Origin of the sequence: Woronichinia naegeliana WA131 (genome assembly GCA_025370055.1) — a bacterium.
Classification (GTDB): domain Bacteria; phylum Cyanobacteriota; class Cyanobacteriia; order Cyanobacteriales; family Microcystaceae; genus Woronichinia; species Woronichinia naegeliana.
The window spans coordinates 7,556,361-7,573,522 of the sequence record CP073041.1; the positions used below are offsets into that span (position 1 = coordinate 7,556,361).

The following is a 17,162-nucleotide window of genomic DNA, read 5'->3' on the forward strand; positions in this document are numbered from 1 at the left end:
ATGGCGGATAGATGAATCACGCTAACTACTATTTCTTTGGGTAGCTATTTTTAAGATATATTCATATGATTCTTGTATTTCAATGCTTTTTTGATGGGCTAACTCCTGAAACTCTTTTGGTAAAGTTGCAACTTTGTCAGGATGGTAATCTTTTAATTTTAAGCGATAAGCGCGTCGAATCTCCTCAACAGATGCACTAGGCTTAAGACCTAATATGGCGTAATGATCTTTAACAAATTTGTCTAGTTGAGTAACAATCTCTTCGGAGAAGCCAAAGCTCCTAGCTATCATTTGCAATGCATGACATCTTTTTTTATCAAGAAATCCGTCTATTTTTGCAAAATCTAATAGGATTTCAACTATACTTGATGCATCTATATTTTGATATCTGTATGTAGTAAATAAGACCAGGGATGATATATCTTCAGATGGTTCTGACTTTATAATTTCTTTAAGAATGCTGCGCTCTTCTTCTGGAATTTCCAAAGGCCCTTCTAAGAATTCTTTAAGCTTTTTAACAGTGCCTCTATCTAACTCTCCATGTACGCGAGCAATGATCATGAATAAGCCTATTAATGGACGAAGGTACTCGCTTTTGTACCAAGGGCGTGAAGGTGGTAGAGTCCCATTAAATAATTCCCTACCAATTAAAGTGGGATTATTGTTTGAATCAGCACCAACAACTGTTATAGAAAATTTATAATCTCCACCAGACGTATAGTTTAATACTCCTATTGGGAGATAAAAAACTCCACAGCCTTTTGAAAATCGAGTAGCTAGTGAAAAGTCTCCATCTTTATCAACAAAAAAAGGAGGGATGGAAGGAATCGTCTTCGTTTTAATATAACTTGTTCCGCTATAAGTTAAAATATTAAGAATTGCAATTAACTCTTGTGATGGTGGTGCCTTTTGAGCTTCGATAAAAAGATAAAATCCGTCCTGATCAGACTGAACTTTCATTGCAAGATCTAAAGAGTCATTAGTAAGTAAAGCAGGATTCTGGCTGCTTGTATTAGTAGAGTCATTAACAGAATCAAAAGCGTTTCCTATCGCTATACCCGCTGCTGTTCCAATAGGACCAAATGCTGATCCGATTGTCCCCCCGATGATTTTTCCCCACATACTCAATTTCTCATCTTTTACTTAATTTAGTCATGGGACAATACAAAAGACCCTATGCGCACTGCAATGAATGCGCATTGTTTTTAAGAGTCTTTCTGTTTATGAACCCCAAGTAGAATGATCGCCAGAAACTCTCCCGCATAGCATAACAAAAAGCGCATTATGCCGATGTGCGTTCCTATTTATGAACTATACGGAATTTTAACTCAAAACTAATTCCTTGGCAAGATCTCTAATGATCCGTTTAAAAATCTTAACATCATTCAACCCCTGAGATAAAATCAAAGAACCTTGCACCAAAATAACCGCTTTTTCGGCTTGCTGTTTCGCCACATTTGTCTCCATTCCCTCTGCCATTAAAAACGCCGCTAGTCGTTGTATTTTAGTAAGGTAAGCTAGAGATTATTGAGCGTGATAACATGAGGGTAGCCACATGACAGCTAGAGAACAACTTAGCAAAGAACTCGAACAAGCTCCAGACTCATTAGTTGAAGAAATCCTTGACTTTTGCCTATTTGTCAAACAACGTCAGCAAGCCAAAACTAACCATCAGGCAACTGAAACAAAAACAAATGGAATCCTCGACCTATTAGAGCGCGTCAAAGAAATTCAAGCCCAAGTTCCCACCGAAGAATGGGACAAACTTCCCCATGATGGCTCAATCAACCACGATCATTATCTCTATGGTTCTCCAAAGATTGAAGGATGAAAACAGTTTTTGCTGATACTGGCTACTGGATCGCCCTGATGAATAATAGAGATGCCATCGCAATTTTCAAACATAAAAAAGTAGCTTAAAATTATCCAGACGGCCCTAAAATTTTTTAGAAAATTAAGCGATCGCTGAGGGAATTAGTAATGATCTAGAACTAGAATAAATTGGTGATTTAATCCACTTTTATGAGAATTAACTGATCAGCGATCGCCGCTTTTGGTCTATCATGAAGGAATCATAAAAATTATCCAATAGTTAATTTATTAAAACTAAAATTATGCTCACAAACACTCAAATCTCAATTCCTCCCCAACCGAAGGCTTGGTCAAAAAATATTGCTCAAATTGCCCAGGAATTTGAACGGACACCGTTATCTTTACTTTCGGGTCACATCCCTGAAGGAATACGGGGAACACTCTACCGTAATGGGCCAGGACGATTAGAACGAGGTGGTCAAAAAGTAGGGCATTGGTTTGATGGCGATGGAGCCATTTTAGCGGTTCACTTTCAAGAAGGCCAAGCCCAGGCCGTATATCGCTACGTACAAACCCAAGGCTATCGAGCGGAAACCAAGGCCAATCGTTTTTTGTACGCTAACTATGGCATGACCGATCCCCAAGGTATTTGGCACTATTGGCAGGCTATCTTTAAACGGCAGGATATACTGAAAAATGCGGCTAATACTTCAGTTTTGGCCTTACCCGATAAATTGTTGGCTCTTTGGGAAGCGGGTTTGCCCCATGCTCTAGATCTAGAAACCTTGGAAACTTTGGGTATCGAAAATTTTGGTCAGTTTCCCGCCGATCAACCCTACTCTGCCCATCCCTTACGTGACCCGATTACCGGCGATATTTTTAGTATCGGGGTGGATATGCAAGGGCGACTTCATCTCTACCGTAGTGATCGCCGAGGAACACTTCTTAAACATCAGATTTTAAAGCTAAAAAACATGCCCTTTCTCCATAGTTTTTGTCTAGCTGGCCCCTATTTAATTTTTTTCATGCCACCGATGAAGCTAGATAAATTGGGCGTATTATTGGGAACAAAATCCTACGCTGATGCAATTCAATGGCAAGCCAACGCTAGTACTAAGATTTTAGTAGTAGATCGAGAGAGTTTTGAAATCGTCAGTCAGGGAGAAACTGAGCCTTGGTTCCAATGGCACTATGGCAATGGCTGTGTGGAAGCAGACGGCAATATTCGACTAGATCTGGTTAAATTCCAGGATTTCAGCCAAACCAATGAGTACTTACGAGAAATGGCCACAGGTCAAACCCAAACTCTGAGTCAGGGGCATCTCTGGCAAATTCGCTTAAATCCTTTGACTAGTGAGATCCTAGAATCCCAAGCTGTTTTGACTCGTAGTTGTGAATTTCCCACCATTGATCCGCGTCTCGTGGGCCAACCCTGGCGACAGACCTATGTGGCTGTTCAGCGTTCCGGGGTGGAATCGGCAGAGGAATGGTTTGGGGCGATCGCAGCTGTTGACTATGAGACGGGCCAGGTGACAGAAGCCGATCTGGGAGAAGGCCTTTATCCCGTTGAACCGCTCTATATTCCTGATTGTATTCATCCTGAACAGGGTTGGATTATGACGGTGGTTTATGATGGAATAAAGGAACAAAGTGAAGTTTGGATTTGGAACAGCGATCGCCTAGAAAAGGAACCTGTCTGTCGTTTAGGATTGCCCCAAATTATTCCCTTAAGCTATCACGGTACTTGGAGACCTTTGTAACATGACCTTAACTCGACTGGAAAATGGTTTTATGCCCCGTTTTTTACTCACTTGGCTGATTACGGCCATTTCCCTTTTAGTCACGGCTTACCTTGTCCCCGGCATTAGTTTGGATAGTGTGACGGCAGCCGCGATCGGAGCCATTGTTTTAGGCTTGATCAATGCGTTGGTTCGTCCGTTAATTCTACTGTTTACCCTACCGTTAACTATTTTGACTCTAGGGTTATTTCTGTTCGTGGTTAATGCCATTTCTTTTTCCCTGGTGGCCTACTTTACCCCTGGATTTACCATTGCCACTTTTTGGGACGCGCTCTTTGGCTCGATTGTGCTTTCCTTGGTTTCGGGGGTGTTCAATCATCTTTTTGGCAATGAAGGTTAATCTCAAATTTGCCTGAGATGGGGGAGCAATGGTTCAAGGACTACAGATTTAACCCAGGGATCAGGTGACAATGGAGGGCTAGGGTTATTTTTCCGAACAATCCAGAGGGCCGTCCATGAAACCGCGCATTATTGTCTGTGGCTTGGGACAAACGGGTTATAAGATTTTTAGTCTCCTCAAACAACAGGGGGCCAGCGTTGTGGGCATTTCTAACGTTCCCATCCCCGAAGAAAGTGAGACAAATTTAGTGATTGGTAATTTGCGATCGCCGGCCACCCTCACAGCGGCCCAAATTCAATCTGCCCATACCCTAGTTCTGGCCACTAGCGACGACGCACTCAATCTGGCTATTTTGACCCAAGCCCGTATTCTTAACCCTAAAATTCGCATTATCAACCGGCTGTTTAACCATGCTCTAGGAGAACGTTTAGATCGAACTTTACCTGATCATGTGAGTTTGAGCGTCTCGGCTTTGGCGGCTCCGATTTTTTCCTTCGCGGCTCTAGGCAATAAGGCGATCGGTCAATTGCGACTACATAACAAAACCTGGCCGATTCAAGAAATTGTCATTGATGAAGAGCATCCCTGGTACGGTTTACCCTTGAGTGATCTGTGGGATGATCCCACCCGAATGTTGATCTATTACTTGCCCGCCTTGGATGAGATCAATTTAGTATCTGCGGTGATCAATTATAAAAAACTGCAAAAAGGCGACCATTTGATCATTGGTATCCAGCCTCAAGTCATACAACGACAGCGATCGCTTTCCCGCAAATTCTCCAAGGTTGTCACCAATCTCCGGCAATATCAACGCTTTGTGCGACCAGTGATTTGGGTGTCTCTCTGTCTGTTGATCATGATCATGACCGCAACCTTCACCTACATTTGGGTGAATCAGAAAATTTCTCTAGTGGATGCACTGTACTTTTCTGTGGGCATGATTACGGGGGCGGGCGGTAAGGAAGATGTGGCCGAAAAAGCTCCCGATGCCATCAAGGTATTTACGGCCCTGATGATGGTGGCTGGAGCCGGTGTCATTGGTATTTGTTATGCCTTGCTCAACGATTTTGTCCTAGGTAGTCGTCTCAAACAATTTATCGATGCCGCCAAGGTTCCCACTCATGGGCATTACATTGTCTGTGGTTTAGGGGCTGTGGGTATGGCCATTGTGGAACAGTTACAACATCAGGGCCATGAAGTGGTCGTCATTGAGGTAGATTCAGAAAATCGTTTTCGGGCGGCCACTCGTGCCCTGGGGGTTCCTATCATTGAGGAAGATGCTCGTCTAGAAGGCACACTCAAAGCGGCGAATATTGGCAAGGCGGAATCCATTTTAGTGGTGACTAGTAACGACATGGTAAACCTGGAAATTGCCCTTACCGCTAAGGCGATCGCCCCCCGTTTAACCGTTGTGTTACGGAGTCAGGATGCTCAATTTAGCCAGTCAGTGCAGGAAGTTTTTGATTTTGAGACGGTGTTATGTCCTGCGGAATTAGCGACCTATTCCTTTGCCGCAGCCGCATTGGGGGGCAAGATTTTAGGTAATGGTATGACCGATGATTTGCTCTGGGTTGCCCTGGCCACACTGATTACGCCTAATCATCCTTTTTGTGAAAAAACAGTCAAAGAAGCGGCCATGACGGCTGATTTTGTGCCTCTTTATTTAGAACGTCAAGACTATACTATCCATAGTTGGGAATTATTAAAAATTACGTTGCAATCGGGAGATGTGCTTTATCTAACCATGCCTGCCACCGAACTAGATCAACTATGGCGTAATCCTTTGACCGAATTTCAACTCAGTGAAGATTCTCTCCGGTAAGGCGATCGCGACAGATCAAGCGGACAGTCTCATTGAAAAACTTTTCTATCTGAAAAATCGAGTTACTTTTAAGCGAGAATAGAGTGATTAACTGGTTATATTTTGCTTGACCATGACCTATTCTTTTTTAAAACTGACAACCATCAGTCTCCTTTCCCTCGGAATTGCCACTACCCTTACAACCGCTTTTCTGCCAAAGGCGATCGCCTTTAGTGTTTGTGGACTCAGACCAGAAGCGGCTGCGTTTAAAACCAAAAGTTATCTCATCACTATCTGTTTAGGAGAGGCCAGTTACCAATTAATGTTAACCTATCACGATGGAACCGGTTACAAACGAGTTCCGGTACAAAGAGAAGGAAAAAGATTCCGAGGCACAGACGGCCAACAAAACTATATTATTGATCGTCAGCAATTCGTGATTGGAACCGATGGCAAAGAGCCAATTCGAGAAAGGGTTTTGACATCAAGATAAGTTTTTGATCACGTTTTCTACCCTTAAGTGAGGTTAATAATTATGTCTTCTTTTCGGAATGAACCGTTTTTGTGGATTCATCTTTCAGGAATTGCCGTTGCGCCCATTGCGTTACTCATTGTCTGGTTATCTTTAGCGATCGCGACTCCCATTACCCCCTATTGGTTAGAGTTAATAATTTTAGGGATCATTGGCATTATACCAATTCTTTTAATGCAATGGCAAAAACCCTTTGAAATTTTTAGTTTATTAGTGGTTTCCCTCCGTCCTGAAGTATTAACGCTAGAACAACGCAAAATTTTAAGTTTGTTTAAGCGGCCTAAACAGCAATTTTTGGCTCTATTGACAGCCTTACTAATGGCAGGAAAACTTTATGGCATCTACTATTTTGCTCCCTTAGCAGCCTTGCCAGTAGTTAACTTTCCTCAAGTTCGTCTCTTGGCTTTACTGGTAGCGGCGATCGCTTTTTTAGTGGCCAATTTATTTGTGCAGGTTCCAGTCAGTGTATTGGGAATTTTATTTACCCAGAATAAAATCTATGAGGAAACGACTCCGATTAATATTGAGGACATTCCTAAAAATTTAACAGTTCCAGGGTTGAGGGTTAGAAAGATCTTCTTTATCCCTGAACTTTCTGCCTAGTTGGGTTGTTACTTTTTCAAACCATATCAGATGGGTTAGACAGGGGTTGGACGGCGATCGCGTTTAAAATGCTAACCCATCTATTGGCACTCATGGCGATTTTATTCAAAAACGGATGGAATCCAAAGTCAGTAGGTCATTTAAGGAATGATCACAACACTAGGAAATTTTCAGACGAAATAAGAGAAACTGAGTTACCTGATCGGGACGAAAGTTATCATCACTGACTAAGAGCAAACTTTGGCTCCCGTCCGCTAAACGTGGCCCCAGGGCTAAACCTTCTAAATTATCGAGTTCAACACCGATATTTTCTAAGTCAAGCAGTAATTGCTTGCGTAATGGTTCAATTTCATTGGTATCATTTTTAAAACTAGCAATCCGAGAAGTATCACTGGCATTGGCATTGACAACTTGGAAGATTTTGATATCAAAACCCGCTAAGGTTAAATTGCGTTCTAAACTGAGAAAATAACCCTCTTTTTCCAAGGTAGTAATGTCACTTAAGCCACTCAATAGGGTTCCACTCGGAACGGGATCAAGCCAATAAAGATTCTCGCCAATTAGAACGGGATCACCAATGGGATTAATGACATAGTGTAAAAAACGCAGAGGTGAAGATTTTACCGATTTTTGAGGATCAATATCCTGGAGTAGAGAATTTTCAATGACGGTAAATAGCCGAAAGGGATCCTCTTTGAGTACACTAGTTGCTCCCACAGCGAGGGATTCAAAGCCTAGATTATGTTGAATGCCCTGGGGCGATCGCTCGGTCTGATTGGGGGAATTAGGAAAAAAGCGATCGGGTAATCTTAAATTCTGTTGACGCTGACCACTATTGAGATCAAATTCGCCAATAAAAGGCATCACATTTTGCTTAATACTGCCTTCACTAGCAATAAAAACGGTTCTCCTCGGTGTTAGAGCAATTCCTTCGGCATCAATGGTGTTATCAGGATAAATTTCTCCCGATTCATTTTTTAGGAAAGTAACCTTTTCCACTGTCACTTTTTCGATCTGAATTTTATCTGGTTGATGTTGATCAATATCCAGTTTCAGCGTATAAAAACGGGGTTGGTGACGATCATCACTAATGGCATAGAAGCGATCGCGTTGGCGATCATAGGTTAAACCCGACAGCCCTCCAACTTTGGTTTGCTCAAAGGTTTGTTTGGGTAAAATGTACTCCCCTAAAAAATCGAGGGAAAGATCTAAATAAAGCCGCTCCTCCGCGCTAACCTGGGGGAAATTACCACAACCCGTTAGTCCTAAAAAGATCGAAAATATTAAACAAAACCGCATTAACTGTTGCATCAGGAAGTTCAACCGATAAACTCTCACTATGCTAGGATTTTAACCAGTCTCCGGCTCCCCGTCTATGTTTCTTAATTGTTTGCTTCGCTTGAGTTCATTCCCGTTTGCCCGTTTGGGATTGCTATTTGCTCTTTTTTTGAGTACTGAATTGAGTGGCTTGGCTCTGTTTCCCGTATTAGCGACTTTACCCCCCAATTTAACGACGACTCCAGCGAAACCCACTAATATCAGCGAAGTTGACCCCCTCAATCCCGATCTCTATCCCCCTGATCCCCTGCTCCCGTTAAGTGTACCCCTTTCACCTTTTCAACGCCGTCGTCTGCGGGAAGCCTTGGACAAACTCAATCTAGAGGCTCAAGCCCAAGCCGATACTGGGAATCAGGATGGAGCCTTTGACATCTGGTATCGAGAATTACGGGCTAGACGGACTTTGGGAGCTTTAGAAGAAATTAACGCCCTGGGACGGGTGGGGGGAGTGGCCTGGGAAAAAACGCGCAAAGAGGATGTGGCACGCATCACTAAACGACTAGAACAGGTCAAACTGGAGCAGCAGGGAGATGCTTCCTTAACGCCTGAAATTCTTACCGCTTTAGCCAAAGCCTATCAAAAAATGCGAAGTCTGGATGAGGCGATCGCCATTTATCAACAGATGCGAGTCAATGCCAAAGCGCAAAAAAATGTGAAAGCGGAAGAACAATCCTTAAATATTTTAGGAGAACTCTATTTAGCCAAATTTGACTACACCAATGCAGCTATTATCTATGAAGATTTATTAGCGCGATCCCAAGCCAGAAAAAACGCCTATTGGGAAGGAATTTATCTGCAAAAACTAGCCGAAATTTATAGCAAATCCTCTGAACCGAGCAATGCGATTCGCATCAAAGAGCAATTAGTTAAACGTCATATTAAGGATCAAAAAATCGAACTTATTCCCGATTTAAAAATTGCCTTAGGAGAAGACTATGAAGCTCTCAATCAGCCCGAAAAAGCGAGTCAAAATTATCAAGAAGCCTATTCTCTGAGTTGGTCTCTCCAGCAATTTGGAGCCGCAGGACTGGCATTAAAGAAGTTAGCCAATCTCTATCAAGTTAATAATCAACCTAGCTTTGCCCTCCAAATTTACCAAAAGCTCTTGCGTATTGAACAGCAATCCTATAATTACTACGGTTTAATGAAAACCTATGAACAAGTTGCCCAACTCTATCGCACAGCAAAACAGTATCAACCGGCTTTGATGGCCTATCAACAATCCCTAGCCTTGGCCCGTTCTCTAAAATATCAAGAACAGGAAGATTATTTACTGAATCAAATTCAGTTGGTTAATAGTGAAATGCAAAATAAGGTGCCTATTAAATAACAACTAATTGCTAAATTTTAGATATAGCCGTTGCAACAGTTGGGACGTTAACAAGGGGCTTAAGCCCCTTGCCCCAAGAGTTTGAATGTCATAACCAAACTGTCCGTTGCTATAAAATGGAAGGGAGATAAATAACTAGGAATTGGGCGGCTCTAACAACAATTCTTTGACGGTTTCCAAAGTTCGTCGATCTGACACCATCCAGGCATGAAGGGGAACAGGGATCACAATTTCCTTGCCGATCGCTAATCGGGAACTAATCGGTGGCAGAATCATTAAATCGTAGGGTGTCCAAAGAATTGTGATCTGAAGATTTGCTAACGTCACCGCATAATCTCGGTTGAGATCTTCCAGAAAAGCACTGCCTGGCCGCATTTGTAAAACACCAGTTCGAGGTAAACCAAAGCCGAGCCAAGTACCATTATTAGGGGCGGAAATACTAATGTAACGCTGTACCTGGGTATGACCACCTAAACGCTGTAAATAATAACGGGTGACAATACCGCCCATACTAAAACCGAGGAGATCAATTTTTTGGTCTGGGGCAAAATTTTTCTGCACATAATCTGCCACTTGTTCGGCGAGGATGGCCAAAGAAGCTGTACCATCATTAGGGGTGAGATTGAAACAATGAACTGACCAACCGGCCTGTTCAAGATAAGCGGTCAGGGCTGTAAATTTGGCAACGGTGTCATAGATACCATGAATGAGAAGGACTGGATTGCGATCGCTTGGCATGGAATTCCCTAGAATAAATCAATGTTTATGTCTAACTCACCAATCTTGTTGCTGAATTTTGGGTTGCTTTTGTTGGGTTTTTGCCACCAATTGATCTAAATCCGCCTGCATTTTATTCACGACTAAATCATAACAATAGTCCACATAATCGCGATCGCGGGCAGCAATGGGCCCATAACGTTCTAGAATAATTGGTTCACAGATACGGGTATGGATGGTCAGAGGAATGGGTAAATGAGGAAGGGGGCCAAAAGCCACCCCCCAGGGTAAACCCAGATAAATGGGAAAAACAACCGGATCCACATCAAATAACCAGGGCATTCCCAAATCATGTAAAAACTTGATCTGTTCATAGCAATCCGTCATCACCAAAAGCGTTTCGTGGGAACCAACGGAAATAGCTGGCACAATGGGGACGTGTTCCCGAATGGCCAATTTAATAAAACCTTTACGACCAGCAAAATAGATTTGATGCCGTTGGGAAAAAGGACGAAATACATCCTGCGCTCCCCCTGGATAGACTAAAACACTGGCTCCATGATGTAACGCGGCGATCGCCATTCTAGGATGAGCTTGTACCGCCCCCACTTTCACCGCCAAGCGAGCCATTGGTGGACTCATTTTCCAAACGGTCGGGTGCATTAAACCATAGATCGGACGCTCAAAACCCTGATAACGAAACCAATCGTAGAGCATCATTACCATATCTGGCGTAGATAAACCGCCATTGTGGGAACCGACGAGCAATACTTTACTATCGGGAATATGCTGCCAACCATCGGTTTGTACCCGAAAATAATGCTGATAAAACCATCCCCAAAAGGGCATCAAACTTTGAATAGTAGCGGGATCGCGTTCTGTTAATGACCAACCTTGACCAGGTAATGGTAAGTCAGAAGTCAATTTCCCTTGTCTATCATTCTTAATCAGATCGCTCACAGTTTAAACCCTTTTCAAACTCCATTTATTTTAATTGTTGGCGTAACCATTGACGAAATTCTCGGAGGATTGCATTTTCGCCCAGTTTACCTTTTTTGGACAAAAAACGCAGTAGGTCAAAACGGGTTAAAATGGGCAATACTTTAGATGCTTCCTGAAGACTATAGTCACCTTTTTCTAGGCTATAAATCCACAGATCTTGTCCATCAAATCGCCACACTTCCCCCACTCCTAAAGCTGCGTAAATGCTCAAACGCTCTAGGGAACTGCTGGTTAAATCAATCTCGATCGCCAAATCTGGGGCAGGATCGATATTTAGATCAAAACGATCTTTTCCTCTCGCGATCGCCTCTTGGGTAATGTAATAACATTCATCTGGTTCAAGTCCTTTGCTTAGGTCTTTACGGCTCCAGGTGGTTGAACCGAGACTGCAAATTTCTAGTCCTAATTCTTCAGTAGCGGACTCCACAAAGCGACCTAAAATTCGTTTACTGGCCTCATGTTCCGGCAGAGGACTCATAATCTCTAACGTGCCTTGATTATAGGTGAGACGTTGATGGGAAAATTCAGCCCAATCTGTAAGCAGGGATTGATAGGTTTGCCAACTAATGTGGGTTAAAACGGTTCGATTTTCAAGATTGGGGACAATGGGAGTAGTAACCATACATCCAGGTAGGGGCATAAAGCTTGCGCCCAAAAGTGTTATTTCAATTATTTAGTCTAGCACTGTGATCTTTGGCTACACTGAAAGACGGGGATTAAGTCCGTACCACGAATCTTTGTATTAATCCTGAAGGCGATCGCACTCAAGAAGATGGCAAGTCGGCTGGATTACTCTAGCTGTGGGTCAAGTTTGTCGTTAGCTACGGCGATCGCGAGTAACCTAGACTGATCACGCCCGATTGGCACAAAGCTCTGCTCACCAGAGGATTCTGAAAGGGTTTCCATAGCGTAATTCCCGTACTTTGTTGCTCTAGGACTTGCTTATTTGCAGAGAATCAGGTAAGAATAAAGGAAATCAAGGTTACATCTCTGCGTTTTATTTGTTAATCTTCGCGCTAAATATTCAAGATTTTCAAAGGAAAAAACGCCCTATTACCGTTTAAAAATTCAACTACCGAATAAATTACCGTCGAACTTTATGACGAATCAGCTTGCTCATCCGATGGAGAAGTTCCAAAGAAAAATGGCTTCTCTCGTAGAATCCAAAGCAATTAAACCCAATGACAGTCTTTGGAAATTAGCTCTACTGTATGGAGATGATTGGAATTTCTGGAAAAAAGAATTGGAAGAGTTTGGTTTTGCAATGCAAGATCCGATTAAGGAAGTCCTAGCTGTTGAAGCCTGGGACGAGGACTAACAATTCTTTCAATCATTGATGCTTTTCTATTAAGTGACTGCATATTCTGACCATTGCCAGGGTTTCATCGGCGATCGCCTTTTCGTTGTTATTGAACTCTAACAGTTTAATTAACGCTGATTTAACTGAGATAAATCAACAGGTTTAACCCTGGAATGGTGCGGGATAATGTCCAGAGTAGTAGGGTTAAATAAAGAATCCCTAAACTCCATTGATACCAAACTAAAATACTGATCAGACCAGGAACATGTTCGTCTCGTAGGCGAATATCGTTAAAACCGAGTTTTAGAAAATTATTGCAGCTAAAATCATAGTAATTTAGCCAGTTCCAACGTCGTTCCCATACCAGGGGCATATAGCGATCGCGGAAAAAAGGAAATTCAGGAATGATAGGAAGACGAACAATTAAGAGGCGCAATTGGCGTAGAGTACCCTCCTGGGTAAAGTAAGAAACCTGGAGCAAATCATGATACCGTCCCTGGGAATAGAGTTTGAAAATTAATCCACCGGATAAAGGCAAAATCATTAGACCTAATCCCCACAGCGTTGACCAGGGATGCTGAGTCGAGGTAAATACATTAATTAAGCCCAATAAGGTGAGCAGAAACCAACTCAGGAAGAGATCTAGACTCTCTAGACGAGACGGTAAGATGGGGTTAGGCTGCCAACGTCTTACTCGATCAATCAAACCAAAACAGGCTCCAAAGAAAGCAATGCTAATCATGCCAATGCCGATAACAAGACTGACGTTAGTGCCATAGTTACTAAAGAGTAATAGGTTAACGAGTAGTAGCCATTGACTAAAATGATTGACCCAGGTTAATAATAATTGTCTATCAGTGGGCCAGTTACGGAGTTCTTGATTTAACTGTTGAAGCAATAGTAACTGACTGGTATATTCCATCTGATTAGCATCAGGAATTTGCTCTAGATTCCGAAAATTACGCACTAAATTGCGAATAACAGTTTCATTCCCTTCTAGGGCCGGTAGGGAGAGAACTTTGCCGATAATATTTTTATCACCCAGCAGTTTTGCCTGTTCAGAGTCAAAGGCAAGTCCCGCAACGTTAATTTTCGCAAAGGGAAAAAAGATCGCATTACTAAAATCAAGTTGTCCTAATAGTTTGACATCCTGTAGATCTGCCAAATGGCTAAAACGACTGTAGCGAAAGGCCGCAGATTTTTCGAGAGTGGCTCCATTCAAGTTTAAATCTTGGAAAAAACGGCTCCCTGAAAATAAAAGGCGATCGCGCCAACTGCATTGCCTAAAATTAACGATCTTGAGCCATTGCACATTGGTAAAATTAGCCACTTGAAAGAACTGGGATTGCTCAAAATCGACCAATCCTAAAAAATGACTATGACTAAAATCAACGCTACTTTGAAACTGAACTTGGCGAAATTTACTATTGCCCAGCCATAAACTCTGACTCCAGTCGAGATTGCGTCCCCAAATACTACCCGACAAATCTAAGTCTCGTCCAAAACGACTACCGGCCCAATTAGCTTCCTGGGTAAATTTTGCCTCCTTGCCTTCTATCCGTTGTAAAAAAAAAGTGTTAGAAAAATTGGTTTTTCCTGTAAATAGGGCATCTGGAAATTTTAATAATCCCCGAAAAACGGTGATTGTTTTAGGCTGACCATTGTTTTCCGTTAAAAAATCGGGATCAGAATGTAATTGCTCTTGTTCAATGGGAGAAAGATTTTGAGGAAGAGTGGCATTGGTGAGTTGAGTATAAAGCCCCAACCGACTCACTTGAAAATCGCCTTGAATTAAACTATGACTGAAATCGAGTCCAAGAGCTTTACTGCTATGGCTAAGAAGCGATTTAACTTGTTGATAAAACTGGTCACGGAATAGGGAATTTTCGGGGGTTAGATCAATGACTAAATTCTGAAGATCAATGGTTAAGGCTCCATCATTGAGCACTGGGTGGTTTAATCGCTCCTCCAATAAGGTGACGGTAAGGGGGAGGCGATCGCCACTGGCCAAAACGGGCTGACCACTACTGAGCCACAGCCCAAGCAGACTTCCCAGCAGAAGGATGAGGCTAAACCAGCGTTTCTGACAAGGGGTCAGCATATTGGTTAAAAAATTCTGATCATTATTTCTTGAAATCGGCGACAGCTTAGAGGATGGCCAGTAAAGACGTTAGCCCATCCTGGGAAAGTTCTGTCAAAATAAAAATTTCCTGAGCCGTTTTTCCCTGTCTGGCAATTACCTTGTAGCCACCCCGAATCGGTACAGACACCCGAAAGCGGAATTGAGGAACATGACTACGAGTCCGACTAATTACCCCAGGCGTTACCGTGCCAATGCCCTCAAAGGTAATCAATTTTTCTAAGCGGGGGATCAAACCGTCTAAATGGGTAGAATGATTCCACACAAGTCTTCCTTTGGCCCCGGAGTTCATGATCTAGGCAGCCTCCAAAGGAGCCATGGTCAGTCCGGCCCGTCGTAGTTGTTGATGGTAGAGTTCTGCGGGTTCCTGGGGCCCGACCCAAACGATCGCTTGCCCCTCATCGTGGACTTGGTTGGTGAGTTCCCAGGCGCGATCGCTATTCATGTTGGGAATATAGGTCATCAAACATTGGGCAACGTGCTGAAAAGTATTGAAATCATCATTTAAGACGATAACTTTGTAGTTGGGATAGGTTTTACGAACGACTGTGGTGGCGCGATCAGGGGTGGCCGTCGAAGCAGAGGCCACTAGGGGCAGGGCAGCCAATGATTCTTGACGCATAATTTAATCTGGACTAATGGCAATGGATAATTAGGAAAGCTTAACAATCAACTTCTATTGACGACTTGATCTTTCTCCTTCCCTTAGTCTAACGGTTAAGGTTAAATTTAGCCAAGAAAATTTAGGCGGATTCACGGCTACATTTCGCTATCTCTCGTGCTCTTAAATCTGATCTTGACGAGAAACTGAGTTAAGAAATTTTTAAGAAAGTTTTAAAATCTGGTATTCCTGCCAATCTAAATTAACCTCTTCATTGTCAATTTATCATGACTGAATTTCCAGTGAATTTAGATTACACTGAACTCACATTCTTCACTAATGCTATCCCTTAATCAGAACAAAACTCATGAAACCCCTCAGTCATCGTACTAAAATTGTAGCCACGATTGGCCCTGCCAGTAGTTCTAGAGAAATTCTAATTGCGATGATCCAAGCCGGCATGAATGTGGCTCGTCTTAATTTTTCTCATGGTAGCTATGAAGATCACGCCAAAATAGTGACATTATTGCGTTCTGTCTCGCTCGAATTAGACAATCCTATTACCCTTTTGCAAGATTTACAGGGGCCAAAAATTCGGGTTGGTTACTTACCTCAGGGAGAAATATTGCTAAAAAAGGGAACGTTTATTACCCTGATTCCGTTAGAGCAAGCCGATCTCTTTCCCGACGCGATCGCGATCGATTACCCCCATCTGGCAGAGGAAGCCTGTATGGGGGAAAGAATTTTAATGGATGATGGCTTACTGGAATTAAAAGTAACTCAAGTAGAGGCTCAAAAGGTAATCTGCCAGGTTGTTAATGGCGGTATTTTAAAAAGTCGAAAAGGAGTCAACATTCCAGGGTTGGATTTAAAATTACCTTCCATGACGGATAAAGATAAACAGGATTTGGAGTTTGGTTTAGCTCAAGGCATTGATTGGGTTTCTCTCAGTTTTGTACGGAAAGCGGAAGATATTTTATTCCTGAAAGCCTTTCTGGCTGAACGCGGCCATAGTTCTCTATCTGTAATGGCTAAGATTGAAAAGCCCCAGGCGATCGCCCATTTAGATGAAATTATTGCCGTAGTTGATGGACTGATGGTGGCCAGGGGAGATCTGGGCGTAGAAATGAACCCAGAAAAAGTGCCCCTACTGCAAAAACGAATTATTCAGGCTTGTAACTTTAAAAGTATTCCCGTGATTACAGCTACCCAAATGTTGGATAGCATGATCCACAATCCTCGGCCGACCCGTGCCGAAGCCAGTGATGTAGCCAATGCCATTATTGATGGAACCGATGCGGTGATGCTGTCAGGGGAATCAGCCGTGGGAGCTTACCCAATTCAGTCCGTCGCCATGCTCTGTAAAATTGCTGAAGAGGTGGAAAAAGAGTTTCATTTTGATAATGTGCCCCCCGCAGACAATACGGAAACCCATGCCCTGAGTGAGGCCCTTAATGTGATTGACGAGATTTTACCCCTACGTTATGTCGTCACCTTTACCAGTTCGGGTCATACGGCTCTTTTGGCTTCCAATCAACGACCCTCTGTTCCTGTTGTGGCTCTAACCCCTGACGAAAGGGTTTATCATGCCTTGAATTTAATTTGGGGGGTGATTCCATTGTTGATCGATTATCAAGTGGAAACCTTTGAGGATTTAGTTCAACAGGCCGAAACCAATCTTTGCGATCGCAATTTAGTTAATAATGGCGACAAAATTTTGATTATTGCCGGGATTCCTACCAAAATCTCCAGGGGAACAAATTTCATGAAAATTCACACGATTAATTCGAGCAATTGTCAGAAAACCTTGGATTAATGTAGCGGTAGTTAGTCATTATCTTAACGAA

Annotated in this window: 17 protein-coding genes; 9 read left to right on the forward strand and 8 right to left on the reverse strand. The window is 42.7% G+C overall.

The features are described 5' to 3' along the window. Positions 1–21: 21 nt before the first annotated feature. Entirely contained in the window at positions 22–1,122 is a 1,101-nt protein-coding gene (locus KA717_38540) for a DnaJ domain-containing protein (GenBank protein UXE61211.1), read from the reverse strand. Between the two features lie 433 nt (positions 1,123–1,555). Between KA717_38540 and KA717_38545 the strand changes: the two genes are divergently transcribed. From KA717_38545 to KA717_38570, 6 genes are all read left to right on the forward strand, one after another. Further along, complete coding sequence (locus tag KA717_38545; GenBank protein ID UXE61212.1) at positions 1,556–1,831, forward strand: hypothetical protein; 276 nt, start codon at positions 1,556–1,558, stop codon at positions 1,829–1,831. Positions 1,832–2,114: 283 nt separating this feature from the next. Then, positions 2,115–3,572 carry a carotenoid oxygenase family protein gene (locus KA717_38550; protein UXE61213.1) on the forward strand — a complete coding sequence of 486 codons (1,458 nt, stop codon included), beginning with the start codon at positions 2,115–2,117 and terminating at the stop codon, positions 3,570–3,572. Position 3,573: 1 nt separating this feature from the next. Further along, positions 3,574–3,951 carry a phage holin family protein gene (locus KA717_38555; GenBank protein ID UXE61214.1) on the forward strand — a complete coding sequence of 126 codons (378 nt, stop codon included), beginning with the start codon at positions 3,574–3,576 and terminating at the stop codon, positions 3,949–3,951. Positions 3,952–4,066: 115 nt separating this feature from the next. Next, positions 4,067–5,773 (forward strand): NAD-binding protein, encoded by a 1,707-nt coding sequence (locus KA717_38560; GenBank protein UXE61215.1) that lies wholly within the window; start codon positions 4,067–4,069, stop codon positions 5,771–5,773. Positions 5,774–5,885: 112 nt separating this feature from the next. Next, positions 5,886–6,245 (forward strand): hypothetical protein, encoded by a 360-nt coding sequence (locus KA717_38565; GenBank protein ID UXE61216.1) that lies wholly within the window; start codon positions 5,886–5,888, stop codon positions 6,243–6,245. A 42-nt stretch (positions 6,246–6,287) separates the two neighbouring features. Then, on the forward strand, positions 6,288–6,887 hold the full coding sequence (locus KA717_38570; GenBank protein ID UXE61217.1) for a low-complexity tail membrane protein: 600 nt from the start codon (positions 6,288–6,290) through the stop codon (positions 6,885–6,887). Positions 6,888–7,046: 159 nt separating this feature from the next. On the opposite strand, the gene KA717_38575 is transcribed toward KA717_38570, so the two are convergent. Beyond that, positions 7,047–8,198 carry an esterase-like activity of phytase family protein gene (locus KA717_38575; GenBank protein ID UXE61218.1) on the reverse strand — a complete coding sequence of 384 codons (1,152 nt, stop codon included), beginning with the start codon at positions 8,196–8,198 and terminating at the stop codon, positions 7,047–7,049. Between the two features lie 118 nt (positions 8,199–8,316). Here KA717_38575 and KA717_38580 point away from each other — a divergent pair, with 118 nt between their 5' ends. Continuing rightward, the gene (locus KA717_38580; protein ID UXE61219.1) at positions 8,317–9,555 is read left to right on the forward strand and encodes a tetratricopeptide repeat protein; all 1,239 of its coding nucleotides are present in this window, start codon (positions 8,317–8,319) and stop codon (positions 9,553–9,555) included. Between the two features lie 135 nt (positions 9,556–9,690). On the opposite strand, the gene KA717_38585 is transcribed toward KA717_38580, so the two are convergent. The 3 genes from KA717_38585 to KA717_38595 all read right to left on the reverse strand — a co-directional run bounded on the left by KA717_38585 (position 9,691) and on the right by KA717_38595 (position 11,896). Beyond that, on the reverse strand, positions 9,691–10,293 hold the full coding sequence (locus KA717_38585; GenBank protein ID UXE61220.1) for an alpha/beta fold hydrolase: 603 nt from the start codon (positions 10,291–10,293) through the stop codon (positions 9,691–9,693). A 36-nt stretch (positions 10,294–10,329) separates the two neighbouring features. Further along, entirely contained in the window at positions 10,330–11,196 is an 867-nt protein-coding gene (locus KA717_38590; GenBank protein UXE61221.1) for an acyltransferase family protein, read from the reverse strand. Between the two features lie 61 nt (positions 11,197–11,257). Beyond that, positions 11,258–11,896, reverse strand: a complete 639-nt coding sequence (locus tag KA717_38595; protein UXE61222.1) for a Uma2 family endonuclease — start codon at positions 11,894–11,896, stop codon at positions 11,258–11,260. Positions 11,897–12,373: 477 nt separating this feature from the next. Between KA717_38595 and KA717_38600 the strand changes: the two genes are divergently transcribed. Then, positions 12,374–12,592, forward strand: a complete 219-nt coding sequence (locus tag KA717_38600; GenBank protein ID UXE61223.1) for a DUF4327 family protein — start codon at positions 12,374–12,376, stop codon at positions 12,590–12,592. A gap of 121 nt (positions 12,593–12,713) precedes the next feature. Here KA717_38600 and KA717_38605 read toward each other — a convergent pair whose 3' ends face one another. From KA717_38605 to clpS, 3 genes are read right to left on the reverse strand one after another with little or no spacing between them, the layout of a single operon-like run. Beyond that, complete coding sequence (locus KA717_38605) at positions 12,714–14,675, reverse strand: pentapeptide repeat-containing protein (protein ID UXE61224.1); 1,962 nt, start codon at positions 14,673–14,675, stop codon at positions 12,714–12,716. A gap of 46 nt (positions 14,676–14,721) precedes the next feature. After that, positions 14,722–15,006, reverse strand: coding sequence for a DUF2103 domain-containing protein (locus KA717_38610; protein UXE61225.1), 285 nt, complete (start codon positions 15,004–15,006; stop codon positions 14,722–14,724). A 3-nt stretch (positions 15,007–15,009) separates the two neighbouring features. Further along, positions 15,010–15,336 carry an ATP-dependent Clp protease adapter ClpS gene (clpS, locus tag KA717_38615; protein ID UXE61226.1) on the reverse strand — a complete coding sequence of 109 codons (327 nt, stop codon included), beginning with the start codon at positions 15,334–15,336 and terminating at the stop codon, positions 15,010–15,012. A gap of 346 nt (positions 15,337–15,682) precedes the next feature. Here clpS and pyk point away from each other — a divergent pair, with 346 nt between their 5' ends. Next, the gene (pyk, locus tag KA717_38620; GenBank protein ID UXE61227.1) at positions 15,683–17,131 is read left to right on the forward strand and encodes a pyruvate kinase; all 1,449 of its coding nucleotides are present in this window, start codon (positions 15,683–15,685) and stop codon (positions 17,129–17,131) included. The last annotated feature ends 31 nt before the right edge of the window (positions 17,132–17,162 follow it).

Excerpts from the sequence above, each read along its gene's own strand:
- KA717_38610 (UXE61225.1), bottom strand. The coding sequence starts at position 15,006 with ATGAACTCCGGGGCCAAAGGAAGACTTGTGTGGAATCATTCTACCCAT.
- KA717_38545 (UXE61212.1), top strand. The coding sequence starts at position 1,556 with ATGACAGCTAGAGAACAACTTAGCAAAGAACTCGAACAAGCTCCAGAC.
- KA717_38575 (UXE61218.1), bottom strand. The coding sequence starts at position 8,198 with ATGCAACAGTTAATGCGGTTTTGTTTAATATTTTCGATCTTTTTAGGA.
- KA717_38565 (UXE61216.1), top strand. The coding sequence starts at position 5,886 with ATGACCTATTCTTTTTTAAAACTGACAACCATCAGTCTCCTTTCCCTC.
- KA717_38605 (UXE61224.1), bottom strand. The coding sequence starts at position 14,675 with ATGCTGACCCCTTGTCAGAAACGCTGGTTTAGCCTCATCCTTCTGCTG.
- KA717_38540 (UXE61211.1), bottom strand. The coding sequence starts at position 1,122 with ATGTGGGGAAAAATCATCGGGGGGACAATCGGATCAGCATTTGGTCCT.
- KA717_38570 (UXE61217.1), top strand. The coding sequence starts at position 6,288 with ATGTCTTCTTTTCGGAATGAACCGTTTTTGTGGATTCATCTTTCAGGA.
- KA717_38600 (UXE61223.1), top strand. The coding sequence starts at position 12,374 with ATGACGAATCAGCTTGCTCATCCGATGGAGAAGTTCCAAAGAAAAATG.
- KA717_38550 (UXE61213.1), top strand. The coding sequence starts at position 2,115 with ATGCTCACAAACACTCAAATCTCAATTCCTCCCCAACCGAAGGCTTGG.
- KA717_38560 (UXE61215.1), top strand. The coding sequence starts at position 4,067 with ATGAAACCGCGCATTATTGTCTGTGGCTTGGGACAAACGGGTTATAAG.
- KA717_38555 (UXE61214.1), top strand. The coding sequence starts at position 3,574 with ATGACCTTAACTCGACTGGAAAATGGTTTTATGCCCCGTTTTTTACTC.
- KA717_38595 (UXE61222.1), bottom strand. The coding sequence starts at position 11,896 with ATGGTTACTACTCCCATTGTCCCCAATCTTGAAAATCGAACCGTTTTA.
- KA717_38585 (UXE61220.1), bottom strand. The coding sequence starts at position 10,293 with ATGCCAAGCGATCGCAATCCAGTCCTTCTCATTCATGGTATCTATGAC.
- clpS (UXE61226.1), bottom strand. The coding sequence starts at position 15,336 with ATGCGTCAAGAATCATTGGCTGCCCTGCCCCTAGTGGCCTCTGCTTCG.
- pyk (UXE61227.1), top strand. The coding sequence starts at position 15,683 with ATGAAACCCCTCAGTCATCGTACTAAAATTGTAGCCACGATTGGCCCT.